14 protein-coding genes and 1 CRISPR repeat array are annotated in these 14,967 nt (G+C 50.1%); of the genes, 10 read left to right on the top strand and 4 right to left on the bottom strand.

Annotation, left to right across the window (positions count from 1 at the left end; all coding sequences use genetic code 11):
• Positions 1 to 380: 380 nt before the first annotated feature.
• Positions 381 to 698: a CRISPR-associated protein Csx18 gene (csx18, locus tag NG833_RS07325; RefSeq protein WP_254564645.1), complete on the bottom strand. Its 318-nt coding sequence runs from the start codon at positions 696 to 698 to the stop codon at positions 381 to 383.
• A 290-nt stretch (positions 699 to 988) separates the two neighbouring features.
• Here csx18 and cas1 point away from each other — a divergent pair, with 290 nt between their 5' ends.
• The 7 genes from cas1 to NG833_RS07290 all read left to right on the top strand — a co-directional run bounded on the left by cas1 (position 989) and on the right by NG833_RS07290 (position 8,803).
• On the top strand, positions 989 to 1,999 hold the full coding sequence (cas1, locus tag NG833_RS07320) for a CRISPR-associated endonuclease Cas1 (protein WP_254564644.1): 1,011 nt from the start codon (positions 989 to 991) through the stop codon (positions 1,997 to 1,999).
• The gene (cas2, locus tag NG833_RS07315) at positions 1,996 to 2,280 is read left to right on the top strand and encodes a CRISPR-associated endonuclease Cas2 (protein WP_254564643.1); all 285 of its coding nucleotides are present in this window, start codon (positions 1,996 to 1,998) and stop codon (positions 2,278 to 2,280) included. Before cas1 ends, cas2 begins: the two co-directional genes overlap by 4 nt.
• A 331-nt stretch (positions 2,281 to 2,611) precedes the next feature.
• A CRISPR array of direct repeats spans positions 2,612 to 5,350; the repeat unit is 37 nt; unit sequence GTTAGTCCCTATCAATTCCCCGCAAGGGGACGGAAAC.
• Between the two features lie 636 nt (positions 5,351 to 5,986).
• Positions 5,987 to 6,319 (top strand): condensation domain-containing protein, encoded by a 333-nt coding sequence (locus NG833_RS07310; protein ID WP_254564642.1) that lies wholly within the window; start codon positions 5,987 to 5,989, stop codon positions 6,317 to 6,319.
• A 149-nt stretch (positions 6,320 to 6,468) separates the two neighbouring features.
• Positions 6,469 to 6,855, top strand: a complete 387-nt coding sequence (locus tag NG833_RS07305; protein WP_254564641.1) for a hypothetical protein — start codon at positions 6,469 to 6,471, stop codon at positions 6,853 to 6,855.
• Positions 6,856 to 7,165: 310 nt separating this feature from the next.
• On the top strand, positions 7,166 to 7,492 hold the full coding sequence (locus NG833_RS07300) for an RNA-binding protein (protein ID WP_254564640.1): 327 nt from the start codon (positions 7,166 to 7,168) through the stop codon (positions 7,490 to 7,492).
• Positions 7,493 to 7,750: 258 nt separating this feature from the next.
• Positions 7,751 to 7,930 carry a 30S ribosomal protein S21 gene (gene rpsU / locus NG833_RS07295; RefSeq protein ID WP_015146781.1) on the top strand — a complete coding sequence of 60 codons (180 nt, stop codon included), beginning with the start codon at positions 7,751 to 7,753 and terminating at the stop codon, positions 7,928 to 7,930.
• A 288-nt stretch (positions 7,931 to 8,218) separates the two neighbouring features.
• On the top strand, positions 8,219 to 8,803 hold the full coding sequence (locus NG833_RS07290; RefSeq protein ID WP_254564639.1) for a pentapeptide repeat-containing protein: 585 nt from the start codon (positions 8,219 to 8,221) through the stop codon (positions 8,801 to 8,803).
• On the opposite strand, the gene NG833_RS07285 is transcribed toward NG833_RS07290, so the two are convergent.
• Positions 8,804 to 8,980 (bottom strand): hypothetical protein, encoded by a 177-nt coding sequence (locus NG833_RS07285; RefSeq protein ID WP_254564638.1) that lies wholly within the window; start codon positions 8,978 to 8,980, stop codon positions 8,804 to 8,806. It abuts the gene before it with no gap.
• On the opposite strand from NG833_RS07285, the gene NG833_RS07280 reads away from it, so the two are divergent.
• Both NG833_RS07280 and NG833_RS07275 read left to right on the top strand, forming a co-directional pair.
• Complete coding sequence (locus tag NG833_RS07280; protein WP_254564637.1) at positions 8,980 to 10,500, top strand: BamA/TamA family outer membrane protein; 1,521 nt, start codon at positions 8,980 to 8,982, stop codon at positions 10,498 to 10,500. The two genes, NG833_RS07285 and NG833_RS07280, sit on opposite strands and share 1 nt — an antisense overlap.
• A gap of 189 nt (positions 10,501 to 10,689) precedes the next feature.
• Positions 10,690 to 11,580 carry a pentapeptide repeat-containing protein gene (locus tag NG833_RS07275; protein ID WP_254564636.1) on the top strand — a complete coding sequence of 297 codons (891 nt, stop codon included), beginning with the start codon at positions 10,690 to 10,692 and terminating at the stop codon, positions 11,578 to 11,580.
• Positions 11,581 to 11,862: 282 nt separating this feature from the next.
• On the opposite strand, the gene NG833_RS07270 is transcribed toward NG833_RS07275, so the two are convergent.
• The gene (locus NG833_RS07270; protein ID WP_254564635.1) at positions 11,863 to 12,558 is read right to left on the bottom strand and encodes a pentapeptide repeat-containing protein; all 696 of its coding nucleotides are present in this window, start codon (positions 12,556 to 12,558) and stop codon (positions 11,863 to 11,865) included.
• Between the two features lie 680 nt (positions 12,559 to 13,238).
• Entirely contained in the window at positions 13,239 to 13,583 is a 345-nt protein-coding gene (locus tag NG833_RS07265) for a hypothetical protein (protein WP_254564634.1), read from the bottom strand.
• Positions 13,584 to 13,860: 277 nt separating this feature from the next.
• On the opposite strand from NG833_RS07265, the gene NG833_RS07260 reads away from it, so the two are divergent.
• The gene (locus NG833_RS07260; RefSeq protein ID WP_254564646.1) at positions 13,861 to 14,811 is read left to right on the top strand and encodes a DMT family transporter; all 951 of its coding nucleotides are present in this window, start codon (positions 13,861 to 13,863) and stop codon (positions 14,809 to 14,811) included.
• Positions 14,812 to 14,967: the final 156 nt, after the last annotated feature.

Here is a 14,967-nt window from a genome sequence, read left to right as displayed (position 1 = left end):
AAGCGACCCTACAGGTGTCGGTTTTAGCCCTCAATTCCTCTATTTGTAGGGGCTTGGATGCTCGAAGCCCCAGGGTCGCTTCCCGAAGCGACCCTACAGGTGTCGGTTTTAGCCCTCAATTCCTCTATTTGTAGGGGCTTCGATGCTCGAAGCCCCAGGGTCGCTTCCCGAAGCGACCCTACAGGTGAGCGACCCTACAGGTGTCGGTTTTATACCAAATCCGGGTGTTAAAAGTCGTTTTACTCTTGAGCCCGCGCAGGCACCGCTTCGTCCGTATGCCTCCGGGCTGGACGCTGCGGGTTTTTACAGACCTTTGACAACCGGATTCCGTATTAGCCCTCAATTCCTCACCTCAGATATTCTCACCCCACTCCCTGGTTTTAATCCCTCGGTAAGTTCTTACGCTCCTCTGAGGTGAAGGTTCGATCGCCCATTCCTCCTCGTTCCTCTAAATTCACTTTTGCCATTCCCGTTGCCGTCATCAAGTCCCGATCGCCTGCTGCTAATAGTCCCAGCAATGCCCGATCGCTAATCCATCCATTCACCAAACTGGCCCCAAAGACCAGCAAGGTGCAGGTCATCACCGAAAACAGTCCCAAGGGCGCAATAATTAAAATCACCCAAGTGACTCCGGCATTGGCGATCGCCACCATCCAACTCCGATACGTCACCAGTTGTTTATTCAGGGTTCTTGACATAGTTTTACCTATCCACGTGTTTTACCAAATCCGGTTGTCAAAAGTCACCTTTCGCTCACTCTTTAGCCCGCGCAGGCGGGCTTTGTCCGTATAGCCCCAGGCTTCAGCCTGCGGGGTTTAGCCCGCGCAGGCGGGCTTTGTCCGTATAGCCCCAGGCTTCAGCCTGCGGGTTCTTAAACACATTTAACAACCGGATTCCGTATGATTACCTTTTTATTATACACCACGTATAGAAGAGGGGTCTTCCATAGGGGTGCTTTACTTAGAGAAGCATTGCTCACCCTAAAACCATGACTACCTTATATCTGACTGAACCCAGAACCGTTGTCCGCTATCGCAATCAAACCCTGATTATTCAACGCCAGGAGCAGTCCAACACCTGCCGGTTGTCGGAAATTGACCTCGTAGTTGTCCTGCCGGGAGTGCAACTCACCGATGTTGTCATTGCTGAATTGCTCGACTGCGGCATTGAAACCATCTTTCTGCGAAGTGATGGACGGTTTCGCGGACGCCTCCAGGGTCAGTTTCAAACCAATCCCACGATTCGGTTGGCCCAGTATCGCGCCGTTAATACCACCTTTGGCATGGCCCTCGCCCAGAAATTGGTGATGGGGAAAATCCGCAACCAGCGCACAGTGTTGCAGCAGCGCAACCGGGCGACTCAGGGCAAAATTAGCGAACTCACCGAGGCGATCGACCTGATTGCTTCCTATTCCGCGCGGTTGAAACAGACCGAAACCCCCCTGAACCGGGATGAACTGATGGGGGTGGAAGGGATTTGCGCCCGCGCCTATTACCAAGGACTGCGCCACTGGTTTCCCCCCCAGTGGAATTTTACCGGGCGCAATCGTCGCCCTCCCCTGGACCCGATTAATGCCTTGCTGAGTTGGGGGTATGGGGTGCTGCTGGCGCGGGTGTTTGCCGCCTCTGTGCAAGCGGCCCTGGACCCCTATTTCGGGTTTTTTCACGCCGTGGAACCCTATCGGCCCAATTTAGTGCTGGATTTGATGGAGGAGTTTCGCCCGGTGATTGTGGACCGCGCGGCCATTGCGATCGTCAAGTCCGAGACGTTGGACCCTCTGGATTTTGAACCCTCCCCCGATGGGGAGGGGATATGGTTGGGGAAAATGGCGAAAAAGCTCTATTTGGGGGAGTTGGAACGCCAATTTCGCACGCCGATGCTCTATCCGCCCCAAAATCGTCGCCTAATGTTGAGCCAGATTCTGGTGGAACAGGCGCGATGGGTGGGGCGCTGTTTGGTGGAATGTTCCCTAGATTATGAGTCTTTTACCATAAAATGACCGATTTTTGGTTGGTTTGCTACGATGTCCGGGATAACAAGCGCCGCACGAAATTGGCAAAACTGATGGAACAGCGCTGCCAGAGGGTGCAGTATTCCGTTTTTGAGTGTCCCCTGGATGAGGAAACCCTCACCGGGTTGATGGAGAATCGCTGGGTGAAGGTGTTGAATCTGTCGGAAGACAGTCTGCGCGCCTATCCGTTGACTCGGACGGCGAAGAAGCAGGCGAAAATTTACGGCAGTCCTCCCTTGTATGAACCCCCGGATTATTTAATTTTTTGAAGGGTTTAGTCCGGGTCAGGGGGCTTGAGATTTCCTCTATCCTTGACCCGGTGGGGTTTCTGGCGTTTGTAACGGAATGTAAAATTTTCCAGGGATTCGACGCAATGAGCTAGAGAGAGTATTTGAGCGTAATCTGGAGGAAAAATGAGATAAGGCGGGTAATTTCCCGCTTTTTTATTGCGACCTTTTGCGCTATTGTTCTGTTATGGACGGATTTCCGTCGGTCTAATCCCGCTAAAGCAGCGCGTTAAGTTTTGTTAAGTTGACTCTCTGTACTTTGGCGCGATCGCACCTTGAAAACTATATAGTGCAAGGGTTTCAACTAGATAGGGTTAGTCCCTATCAATTCCCCGCAAGGGGACGGAAACTTCCCAGATGGAGTTCTTACTAGTACCTTCTTAGAGGATTGTTAGTCCCTATCAATTCCCCGCAAGGGGACGGAAACCTAGAGGATAAAGGCTATGCTCCTACAGCCAAAGAGAAGTTAGTCCCTATCAATTCCCCGCAAGGGGACGGAAACTTCTTACGAGCTTGAGCGATTTTAGCAGAGGAGAGTTAGTCCCTATCAATTCCCCGCAAGGGGACGGAAACGCCAGTATGCCTTCAGTGGATTGAGCGAAAGTCGAGTAGTTAGTCCCTATCAATTCCCCGCAAGGGGACGGAAACTTGTTAGCATCCTTGCGCTTCTGAAAGCCTGCGTTCGTGATTGGTTAGTCCCTATCAATTCCCCGCAAGGGGACGGAAACACTGAAAGGGATTTCAACCTCATACTCCCATGACTTTCTATTGTTAGTCCCTATCAATTCCCCGCAAGGGGACGGAAACGACCGGACACATTACCATTAGCACCAATCCATTTGGTCACCCGTTAGTCCCTATCAATTCCCCGCAAGGGGACGGAAACACTACATAACAAGCTACTTCTTCCTTACCTAGGTTAGTCCCTATCAATTCCCCGCAAGGGGACGGAAACTTTGATGAAGTGAAAGGTTTGAGGGACTCTAATGTAACTCCATAGGTTAGTCCCTATCAATTCCCCGCAAGGGGACGGAAACGAACTCTCTTTGTCAAATGGTTGCTGGTTAGCAGCCTAATGTTAGTCCCTATCAATTCCCCGCAAGGGGACGGAAACCACTCCTTCAACCAAAGGTCAGCACTCCGAGCTTCACGTTAGTCCCTATCAATTCCCCGCAAGGGGACGGAAACCTCAGTCTGCTCAAGCTTCTCAGACACAGACTGATAATACGTTAGTCCCTATCAATTCCCCGCAAGGGGACGGAAACTTCTCCTTCAACTGGAGAACTGAACTCCCCACTTTTCAGAGAGGTTAGTCCCTATCAATTCCCCGCAAGGGGACGGAAACCATAATCGGTGTCTTTCACGCTCATTTCACCGAAAACGAGTAGTTAGTCCCTATCAATTCCCCGCAAGGGGACGGAAACGCGTCCTCATAGGATGTGGCTTTTTGGAAGCATTGCACTTTCTCGTTAGTCCCTATCAATTCCCCGCAAGGGGACGGAAACTCAGCTGCTTCTTTAGCATCGACGAAATGGTCCCCCATCTGGTTAGTCCCTATCAATTCCCCGCAAGGGGACGGAAACTTTTCTGAGTACGGTAAGAACTCTGGTTTCACCGAAGAGATGATGTTAGTCCCTATCAATTCCCCGCAAGGGGACGGAAACTAAGGATAGGAGAAGATGAAGTTGAGGTTGCATCAAGGGAATCGTTAGTCCCTATCAATTCCCCGCAAGGGGACGGAAACTTACTAGTTCCTCATACTCCTCAACTTCAATTTCTTCCGTTAGTCCCTATCAATTCCCCGCAAGGGGACGGAAACCGTACCATACGGAATGTTTCTCGTTTACCTTCCATTGAGGCTTGTTAGTCCCTATCAATTCCCCGCAAGGGGACGGAAACTTCAATTGTTTCAGAGGTTCTTCTACATATGGAGGATAATGTTTAGTTAGTCCCTATCAATTCCCCGCAAGGGGACGGAAACGCTGTTTCCAACGTCAGAGGAGCAATCTCTACCCGTACGTTAGTCCCTATCAATTCCCCGCAAGGGGACGGAAACTTGAATTGACTTTAACATTCTTCGTTATCCTCAGATAGTTAGTCCCTATCAATTCCCCGCAAGGGGACGGAAACATACGACGAATGTCGGTTCAACAAGGGAATTGGTTGAAGTTATGTTAGTCCCTATCAATTCCCCGCAAGGGGACGGAAACGTCACAGACGATATTGAACTTAAGAATGTCACTGTTAGTCCCTATCAATTCCCCGCAAGGGGACGGAAACCTCCCCTTTAACTTGCGAGAGCTCAAATAACTCTTTCACAGTTAGTCCCTATCAATTCCCCGCAAGGGGACGGAAACTGTACGGATGGTCTCACCGTAGAGGTGAGTACTATGGAGTTAGTCCCTATCAATTCCCCGCAAGGGGACGGAAACATACTGGGTTCGTTTACCTGTTTGAACGGTACGTAAAAGAGTTAGTCCCTATCAATTCCCCGCAAGGGGACGGAAACTTTGAGAACCTTCATTAGTAGGGTCCTCTCTATAAGGGTTAGTCCCTATCAATTCCCCGCAAGGGGACGGAAACACTGGGATTCATCAGTAATGCTGCAACCAGCTTCTCAGGTTAGTCCCTATCAATTCCCCGCAAGGGGACGGAAACTTCTTTAGTAATAGCAAAGGCTATTGCTAGTCCATTCTCGTTAGTCCCTATCAATTCCCCGCAAGGGGACGGAAACTCAGTTAAAACTAACGGGTCGCTGGTTGTGCGACAAAGTTAGTCCCTATCAATTCCCCGCAAGGGGACGGAAACAACATTAGTTTGAATGCTTTCATTAAAGGTGGATTCTTCATACAGGTTAGTCCCTATCAATTCCCCGGAAGGGGACGGAAACTATTTCGGATATTATAATTGATGTTCTTAAAGTTTCTAAGGTTAGTCCCTATCAATTCCCCGCAAGGGGACGGAAACAACTGCTGTAAAGTGACTAATCCTTGTAACATTTGATTTGTTCCTTTCGTTAATCCCTATCAATTCCCCGCAAGGGGATGGAAACTTAAAATTCTGGTAACCGGGGTGGATACCTGGGTCCTGGCTGACTGTACGACAAAACATCGGTGTTTCTTGCCGGTGTACAATACTTGCACTTTCAATTTAGCACTTCTCACTAAATACCCAGCCCAATGTCTATGCATAGCAAGGTGGCAAATGTCTACAACTAGCGCTGTCAAGGTGTATTTAATTTGTAGGGGCGCAATGCTTGCGCCCTGGGTCGCTTCTCGAAGCGACCCTACAAGAAACAACGATTTTTCGTTTTTAAATTTACCACCTTGACAAGCGCTTCTCGAAGCGCCGCTACATTCCATCACTCTTGTTCGTCATTCAATTTACCACCTTGACAGGCGCTTCTCGAAGCGCCGCTACATTCCATGTTATATACAAACTCTATACTTATGTAGCCTCCGCTTCTCTTCCTCTGGTGTATGGACAAGCGGGGAGCAGGGGTCTATCCTCTAGGAAATATCAGCGCTATGGCAGCAGTTCATGTTGAGGATTGACTGCTGACTCTGTGCGGTGTGACTTAGGCTGAATCTAGGTTGAAATCACCCATTCCCGGGTTTTAACCCGTTGATTTGACCAAATTTCCTCCGATGGGGTGCGCTGAAATTTACTGTTTTTCCAGATGACCCCAATGGAATCCAACATTTTCAACTCTCCTTTAACCCCCGCGCCGGATGCCTTAAATCTCTCTCCCGAGACAGATGTATTTGTCTTTCCCACCTCTTTTGCTCAACAGCGATTGTGGTTTATTGACCAGTTTGCTCCCGGTCATTCTTTCTATAATCTCACCACAGCATTGCAGTTAACTGGAGAGGTGAATTTAACTGCTTTAACTGCTACTTTTACCGCCATTGGCAACCGTCATGAAGCATTACGGACGAGGTTTGCGGCAGTGGATGGGGAACCTGTCCAGGTGATTGCACCGGAGGCGGATATCCTTACAAGAGTAGGTTTTTTACGTTGATGGTGATTCTCCGGTCCCCTCCCCTTGGCAAGGGGAGGGTTAGGGTGGGGTCCAAGCGCGATCGCGTAGATGAGGTTTGAAAATAGTCGAGGATAAACCTAAATTAATGGGTGTTAGGGTGGGGTCCAAGCGCGATCGCGTAGGTGAGGTTGGCACCCGGCTCCCTACAGGCGCGATCGCCTCAATATAGTGCTTTATGTGGCGGTAAGCGGAAGCTCTCCCGTAGGGAATCGCCACGTCAGAAGAACTCCACCCTAACCCGGACCAAGACATCACCGGAGAGGACTGGAAGTAAAAAACCTACTTTTGTAAGGGTTCTACAGTATCAACCCTCGATTTATCCCGATCGCCTCACCTTGATTGCCTCGGGCGATCGGGCAATCGCCCCTAGTCAGGACCCCACCTTGGGCTGGGGCCAACTCACAGAGGAACCGATTAAACTGATTCGGATTCCCGGGAACCACCTCACCATGCTCAGAAAGCCCCAGGTCCAACATCTAGCCGATCGCCTCCGCGAATGCTTAGAATCTCGGTAGATAATAGAGGCCAGAACCCCACGTTTCCTGACAAAATCTCCCCCATCCTCCCCATCTCCCCCATCCACGCCATCCACCAAGGACAAAGGACAAAGGACAAATGACCAATGACCCCCAATCTCCTCAATAATTTCCCTAAACAAAAACACTAACCGACCTTGGGGCAGTATGTTAAAGTAGTGAAGAAAAATTTGATTCAGTAATGAGTTTTGCTATTTGCTCCAGAATTGCCTCCGGATCAATCCGAATCGGCTTCGTCGGCAGGTACTTCTGATGAAACTGAATCCCCTTAAACTTTTGGAGGCTTTCCATGTCGATTTATGTAGGCAATCTTTCCTACGATGTCACCGAACAAGACCTAAACAGCGTTTTCGCTGAATATGGTACGGTGAAACGAGTTAACCTTCCCACGGACCGGGAAACGGGGCGTCCCCGTGGCTTTGGTTTTGTTGAAATGGACACCGATGCAGAAGAAACCGCTGCCATTGACGCCCTTGATGGCGCTGAATGGATGGGTCGAGATCTCAAAGTAAATAAAGCAAAACCCCGCGATGATAACAAACGCGGTGGCGGTGGCGGTGGTAACCGTGGTGGACGTGGTGGTTACGGCGGCGGAGGCGGTGGCGGTTACAGATAATTCTCCCCAACCTAATCAATCGCATGATCGAGGTGTGGTGAAAATCAACTAGCATCATTTCGCTAGGACATCTCCTCATCTCCTCATCTGCACACTTTGATATTAGATACTCACCCTGGCGTGCGGGCTATCGTCAACCCTGTTAGGGCATAATACAGATAGGCCGCCATTTTTGCTGGCCTCAAGTAAAATAAGAACTGTAAAGTTCTGACTTGAGGCTATCTCACAGCCAATGGACCTCTAGTAAAAGGAGTAAGAATGACCCAAGTTTTAGTAGGAGAAAGCGAAGGCATTGAATCCGCCTTACGTCGCTTTAAACGGCAAGTCTCGCGAGCGGGGATCCTCGCCGATGTTAAATGCCGTCGCCATTTTGAAACCCCGCAGGAAAAACGTAAACGCAAGGCCAGTGCTGCGCGACGCAAGAGACGTTATCGTTAATTAAAACGGCGATCGCCGTATATTTATTTTTGGTGTTGGCCGTCCACACTTGTTGGTCCTTAAGGAAATGTCCGGGCGCTGTGAGCGAAGGCATCGATCCTCAGCACCAAAGCGCAAGGCAGGTTGTGGGCGGCTTTATTCTGGGAAGCGCTACAGTCAAGGTTTGATCCCATGACCGAATCCAGGCAAAAGGGTCAGATCGAACCCTCGCAACTTAGGGGAAAATCAGGGGAAATCAGGGCTGTCATCTTTTCATTTTTTCTGTCCTATCACTCTTGAACAAATCTGATGGATACTGATGAACTTCTCAATCGCTACAGAGAAGGAGAACGAGATTTCCCGGGCGTAGATCTGCGCCGTTGTTACCTCTATCGCGCTCAGTTGCCCGAAATTAACCTAGCGGGGGCTAACCTAACCGATGCTAATTTAAGTCGCGCTAATCTCAATGGGGCCAATCTCAGTGGAGCCAATTTAACCGATGCTAAATTGACGGCAACCCTCCTCAAAAAAGCCAATCTCAGTGATGCCTTACTCATTCGGGCCAATCTAATGCTGGCTCAACTCGGACAAGCGGATTTAAACCGTGTGGATTTGCAAAGGGCCAGCTTGTGGAAAGCGAGTCTGAATAAGGCTGACTTAATGAATGCTAATCTATCAAACACCGATTGTTCCGGTGCGGATCTCGTCAGTACCAGCTTTGTCGGCGCAAATCTACAAGAATCCGACCTGAGCAGTGCCAACCTGATTGCTGCTGATTTTGGGGGCGCTGATTTAACCGATGCGAATTTAATCGGTGCGAATCTCTGGAACAGCAATCTCAATGGGGCCAATCTCCATAATACTATTCTTCCCGACGGCCACCATCATTTGTAACTAACGGGTCTGATTGCATAGGCCCGATCGCCCTTCTGTCAGGATTCCCCCATCAATAAAAAACCAAGCAATCCCCTCAATGCGATCGCCGGTCCCACAAATGCCTAAGATAGAGGAGATTTGGGGATCGGTTGGGGTGCAAACCCGCCCAGTATTTCTGCCACCGACCCCAATCATTGCGTTATCCAGTCCGGTTGCTCGATCGCCAGAAAGAGCCGCCCGATACCATCATGGAGTCTGTGGGAGTCAACGGCATGACCGCGAATATCATCTTGTATAAATCCCTAGAAACCCTAGCCTTGTTGCTAGGAGCAACTTCTGCCCTTTTCATCACTCGCCTCCCCGCTTGGGGACAAGGGACAGAAACAACCCCGTTCAATCTTCAATTCCTCTATCCCCCGGCAGTCGATTGGTTCCTGCCTCCAACCCCCACCCTCTTAGAACCATATCAAAGCCCCTCCCCTCTCAGGGGAGGGGTTTGGGGAGAGGTCTCTTCACCGGAACACCCCACCCAGTCCTCCTATTCCGCAGAAGATTTAAAAAGCGAGGGTTTAGAACGCTTAATTTCCCAACAGCGCCAAACCCCCCCGACTCAACCTCAGCGTCCAGAACTGGAAACCATTCAAGAAGAACTGGATGAAGACCCGGATTTTGCGATCGTTCCCTTACCCCGCTATAGCTCGATTAAAGGGATTCATGGCACCCTTGACTTGATTCTGACCAACCTGGGGGAAAATGACCAAACCCTCGATCTGCGTCTGGAAGGAGGTGAGCGCACCATTGGGGCCACTTTCCGCTATACCGACCCTTGGCTAGAGTCTGGACCCTCCGACTCGGGATATCAAGTCCGGTTATTTAATACCCGATCGCCCGAACCCGAATTTCTCGAAGGCGATCGCGAAGTCAATCTCATCCATGACCATGAAGCTTGGGTCGATCGCCTCGGAGGGAGCCTCACCTTCTACCAACCCGTCACCCCAACCGGCGTCGTACTTTCCGCAGGAGCCAGTTACCAGCGCGTTGCCATTCGCAATTCCGCCTTTACGGATCGCCTCTACGCCAGCGATCGCCTCGGCAATCCCCTCACCTTCAGCGAAGAAGGTCTCGATACCCTCGTCACCGTCAACTTGGGTCTCCTCCAGGACCGCCGAAACAGTACCGAATGGCCCACCCAAGGCTATCGCTTTCAACTGGCAACCGAACAATCCATCCCCGTTGGCAGTTCCGATATCCTGTTTAACCGCTTAAGTGCCAGTTTTACCCAATTCGTCCCCTTTCAGAGCCAAACCTTTGTCTTCAACCTCCAAGGCGGCACCATCATCGGCGATGTCCCACCCTATCAAGCCTTTAATCTCGGCGGCAGTGACTCGGTGCGGGGGTATCAGGACGGCGAAATCGGCACCGGACAACATTATATCCAAGGCACCGTAGAATATCGTTTTCCCCTCATTGAAGACTTAGATATCCCCTATTCCTCAGCCTTAGGCGGCACTATCTTTGCTGATTTTGCCAGCGACCTCGGTTCTGGGGATTCGGTCTATGGCGAACCCGCAGAAGTGCGAAATAAACCAGGCAATGGGTTCGGCATCGGTCTCGGGGTCCGATTACTCACGGATTTTGGTCCTGTGCGTCTGGAATTTGCCGTGAGCGATCAACAGGACCTCAGCGCCATCTTCAAGATTGGGGAACGCTTCTAAGGGAACTCCAAAAAATAAAACCTTCAAAAAACCCGCACCCTGAAGGGTGGAGGCTCACAGGACAGAGCCTCTCCTGCGCGGGCTAAAAGAGCCTTGTTAGGTGCGATCGCATCAAAGCAAGGATGATTTATTTGTTGGAATACCCTAAGGACAAATGACCAATGACCAAGGACAAATGACAAATGACAAATGACAAATGACAAACCACTCATGGACATTCATCAACTGCTCACCCGATATGCTCAAGGAGAAAGACTCTTTTCCAAGGTCAATCTCTGTGAGGCCCACCTGAGTGGCACGAACCTCAGCCGAGCCGTTTTTCGCGATGCTACCTTACAGGAAATTAATCTGAGTTCCGCCTATCTGCGCCGGACCGATTTTCGAGGCGCGGACCTCAAAGGGGCGGACCTCAGAGGGGCTTATCTGAAAGGGGCGGACCTCAGAGGGACGGATTTGAGATGGGCGGATATGGGCGGGACGGATATTTCTCAGGCGCTCTATAATAGCCAGACTCAGTTTCCCCTGGGGTTTGATCCTAACGGCAGAAATGCTTATGCGATCGCCCCGAAAGCAGATTTATCCCTCGCCTATCTTTATAAAGCGGACCTGCGCTGGACCAAACTCACCGATGTCAACCTCGCTCAAGCTTATCTCTACCGCGCCGATCTCCGTTCTGCTGACCTCCGGGGAGCGGATTTAAGTGAGGCGGACCTCCATTCTGTTCTCTGTGATGCGGATACTTCCTTTGACAAGGAGTTCGATGCGAACCGCGCCGGGGTTTATTGGATTCGCCCTCAGTCTTCCTTGGTGGATGCCACTCTCTCTGGGGCCCGACTCAGTGGGGTGGACCTCAGTGGAGCCAATTTGAGCAGCGCGGACCTGACTCGGGCGGACCTCTCTCGCGCTAATCTGGAGAATGCCAACCTCACCGGGGCTAATTTAACGGGAGCCAATCTCCTCGGAGCTAATTTACTCGGTGCGAACGTAACAGATGCGGAGTTCGCTGAGGCTGATTTACGCGGTGCGATCGCCCCCGATGGCAGTACAGCTCTGATAGATCTGCAAAAATCGACACCTTAAAGGGTCTCGGGTTTAGCCATACAAAAACAGAGAATTGAGATTTTATCACGTCTCAATTCTCTGTTATCTCACAATTTCGCAGTTGCTTAGGGTGTTCCAACAAATAAATCATCCAAATCCCGATGGTTAAGCACCTAACAAGACTCTTTTAGCCCGCGCAGGCGGGCTTTGTCCTGTGAGCCTCCAGGCTTTCCTAGCGGAACGCTTCGCGAACAGCCTGCGGGTTTTTTGAAGGTTTTATTTTTTGGAGTTCCCTTAGTCTGCACCCTGCGACGATCGCCCTTAAAACTTAGAAATCGTAAATCCTTGTGGCAGATTTGCACCGTCGAGTTGTGCCTGCTGGAGATGGGCATAGTTCACCTGAACCCCCGTGAGATCCGACGCCATCAGGTTGGCACCCATCAAGTTCGCATCGGTGAGGTTAGCATCGCGCAGGTTCACCCCCGCGATATCAAAGGGATAGGGTCCGCCATCTTGAAGACTGAATTGTAGCTCGTTCCCTACAGACTGTCGGGTGTTATAAAGATTGGCTCCCACCAGTTCGGCACTCTCTAGGTTGGCACCGACTAAGTTCGCCGATTGCAAATTCGCATTCGTTAAATTCGCAATCACCATCCCCGCTAGTGTGAGGTTAGCACGGGATAAGTCTACATTCTCCAAATTCGCCCCATGTAGTCTGGCGGCAATCAAACTCGCCCCGCGTAATGAAGCATCCATGAGTTCAGCATTTACTAAATAGGCTTCATTTAGATTCGCGCCCTCTAAGTTACTCCCATTGAGGTTTGCGCCCTCTAAGTTCGCCCCGCGTAAGTTTTGACCCGCTAGATTAACGAAGCTCAAGTCACATCCCCGACACTGGTTAGTTTCTAGCAACTGTTTCAGGTGTTCGGGGTTTTCAGCCACTGCTGGTGCTGTCATTGTGGCGCTCATCGTGATTGTGATTGTCCATGCGGCGATCGCAAATATACCTGATTTCATGCTGTTACACTCCCCATCACCTACTCCTCATACTATTCATTATCAGCCATGATGGATACTTGCGCCGTGATTCTTATCGAACACTCAATGCGATCGCGATCGTGGCTTCTGGGCGATCGGTATCACCTGTCATCCCCTTTCTGAACTGAAGGAGTTTTGTTGAGTAGATTTACTCATGAACAAACCCTCACGGGTCAGCTTCTCAAAAGTCCTCTTCCTTGACTGACTGGGTGACTGGGGATAACGACTGAAGTCGGGACGTTGAACATTGAGAATGACTGATACCAAATCCGGTAATAAAAAATTATTTTTACTCTTCAGCCCGCGCAGGCACCGCTTCATCCGCAAGTGCCCCACCCTTGAGGGTGCGGGTTTTTATAGACTGCCGCTGTCAAGGTGTATTTGTAGGGGCGTATTGCATACGCCCTCTCATACCAAATCCGGTAATAAAAATCATTTTTACTCATCAGCCCGCGCAGGCACCGCTTCGTCCGCAAGTGCCCCACCCTTGAGGGTGCGGGTTTTTATAGACCTAGAGCAACCGAATTCCTTATGAAGTTTACGAACATTGGGAACGACTGAAGTCGTTACTACGAACATTAGGAACGACTGAAGTCGTTACTACGAACATCAAGAGAACGACTGAAGTCGTTAGTACGAACTTCAGCCTTTAGCCTTGCTTAATGCTTTAGAATCGATTCAAAGGTAGCGCGTAATGACCCCAAATCCGCCACGCGAGCTACTAATAAATTTTGCTCTCCCGCATCTTCTAATCGCTCTTTCCAATAGCCAATTTTATCCGGGTTATGCATCCAAAAGTTGATCACCGTTTGGACCACGCCATCTAAATCCCACTCCTTACTGGGAGAAACAGTCTGAACGGAATCAATAAAGGCATCCAAGGTACATTTTGGAGTGGCGAGATATTCCACTCCAACTCCTGAATCAGCGATGACTTTCTCCTGTTGTTGGTTAAAAAAATATAAAATTGGGGAAACCCCTAAAATGTCGAAGGTGTATTCCATAGCCACATCCTCCCGCTTTCTACTTTGGTTTTAATATCTCTTTGATACCAGGGTTTTTGCGAGCAAATCGTTACCGCTGTTACCAGAATAGCTTCTATTTTACAAGTTTAGATTGAATTTGACAAATCTATTCCTCCAGGGTGCGATCGCCTGAATATTTATTAGCACTCTCAAGACTAGAGTGCTAATAAATGGACCGCAAAAAGTCCTGCGATCGCCCGATTACTCCCTAAACATGATACTATAAATAGAGCCCTTATTTAACCCTTTGTTCCGAATGAATGCGATCGCCGAATTTAAAGGTGAGTTGGCCGCTATTAGTGCGGCATTATTGTGGGCAGTCGCCTCGGTGGTTTACGGTTACCTCGGCCAAAAAATTCCGCCGATGCTGCTCAATTTAAGCAAAGGAGTCGTGGCGATCGCCCTGCTGTTGCTCACTCTCTTTCTGCGAGACTTCCTGCTGCCTGCCCTGGATTCCACCGCTTTCATTCCTGCGCTTTCCCCTCCCTTTGTTACCCTCAACGAGTTCGCCTTCCCCCTATTCCTGTTATTCCTCAGTGGCGCAATCGGCATTAGTTTTGGGGATACCGTGTTTTTTGCCGCCCTCAACCAACTCGGTGCAAGGCGCACCCTCTTAATTCACACCTTGGCACCCCCCTTCACTGCCTTACTCGCCCTCCTCTTTTTACGGGAACAACTCACCCCGATCGCCTGGAGTGGGATGTTCATCACGATTATTGGCGTTGCTTGGACTATTGCTGAACGGGTTTCCGGGACCGAAACCAGCAACCCCCTGGTGCCAGGAGTCAGTTTGGGATTACTGGCGGCCCTCGCTCAGGCAGTGGGGGCGGTCCTCTCTCGCGCTGCCCTCGCCCAAACGGCGATCGACCCCTTATGGAGTACCTTGATTCGCTTATTAGCCGGAGTTTCCCTCTTGCTGCTGTGGATCTTATGGAAACAGGGTCGCCGCGTGCTCTATCAATTAGGGTCTAAACGTCTGGTGGCGATCGTTCTCGTCACCGCATTTTTTAGCACATATCTCGGGATTTGGTTACAGCAGATTTCCCTCAAATTCGCTCCCGCAGGCATCGCCCAAACCCTAGGCGCTACCAGTCCCGTCTTTGTCCTCCCCCTGGCGATCGCCCTGGGGGAATTCGTCAGCATTCGCGCCATTCTCGGCGCAGTCCTCTCTCTGTTTGGAATTGCTCTCTTATTCCTCTGGCGCTAATCTCACCAACATTTCCAAAAATCGCGACTTTTTTTGTGGAACCCCTAGACTTATCGATTTTTTTGTGGTAAGATAAAATTGATAAGGAAGAACTATCGTGCAATCAGCAATTTTGCACAGATTTCCATTGTATAATTATATCAAAAATTGTCAAGT

The organism is Oscillatoria sp. HE19RPO (assembly GCF_024220515.1).
GTDB lineage: Bacteria > Cyanobacteriota > Cyanobacteriia > Cyanobacteriales > Laspinemataceae > Laspinema.
The sequence above is the reverse complement of the archived record's forward strand: the minus strand, read 5'-3'. Positions and strand labels throughout refer to the sequence as shown.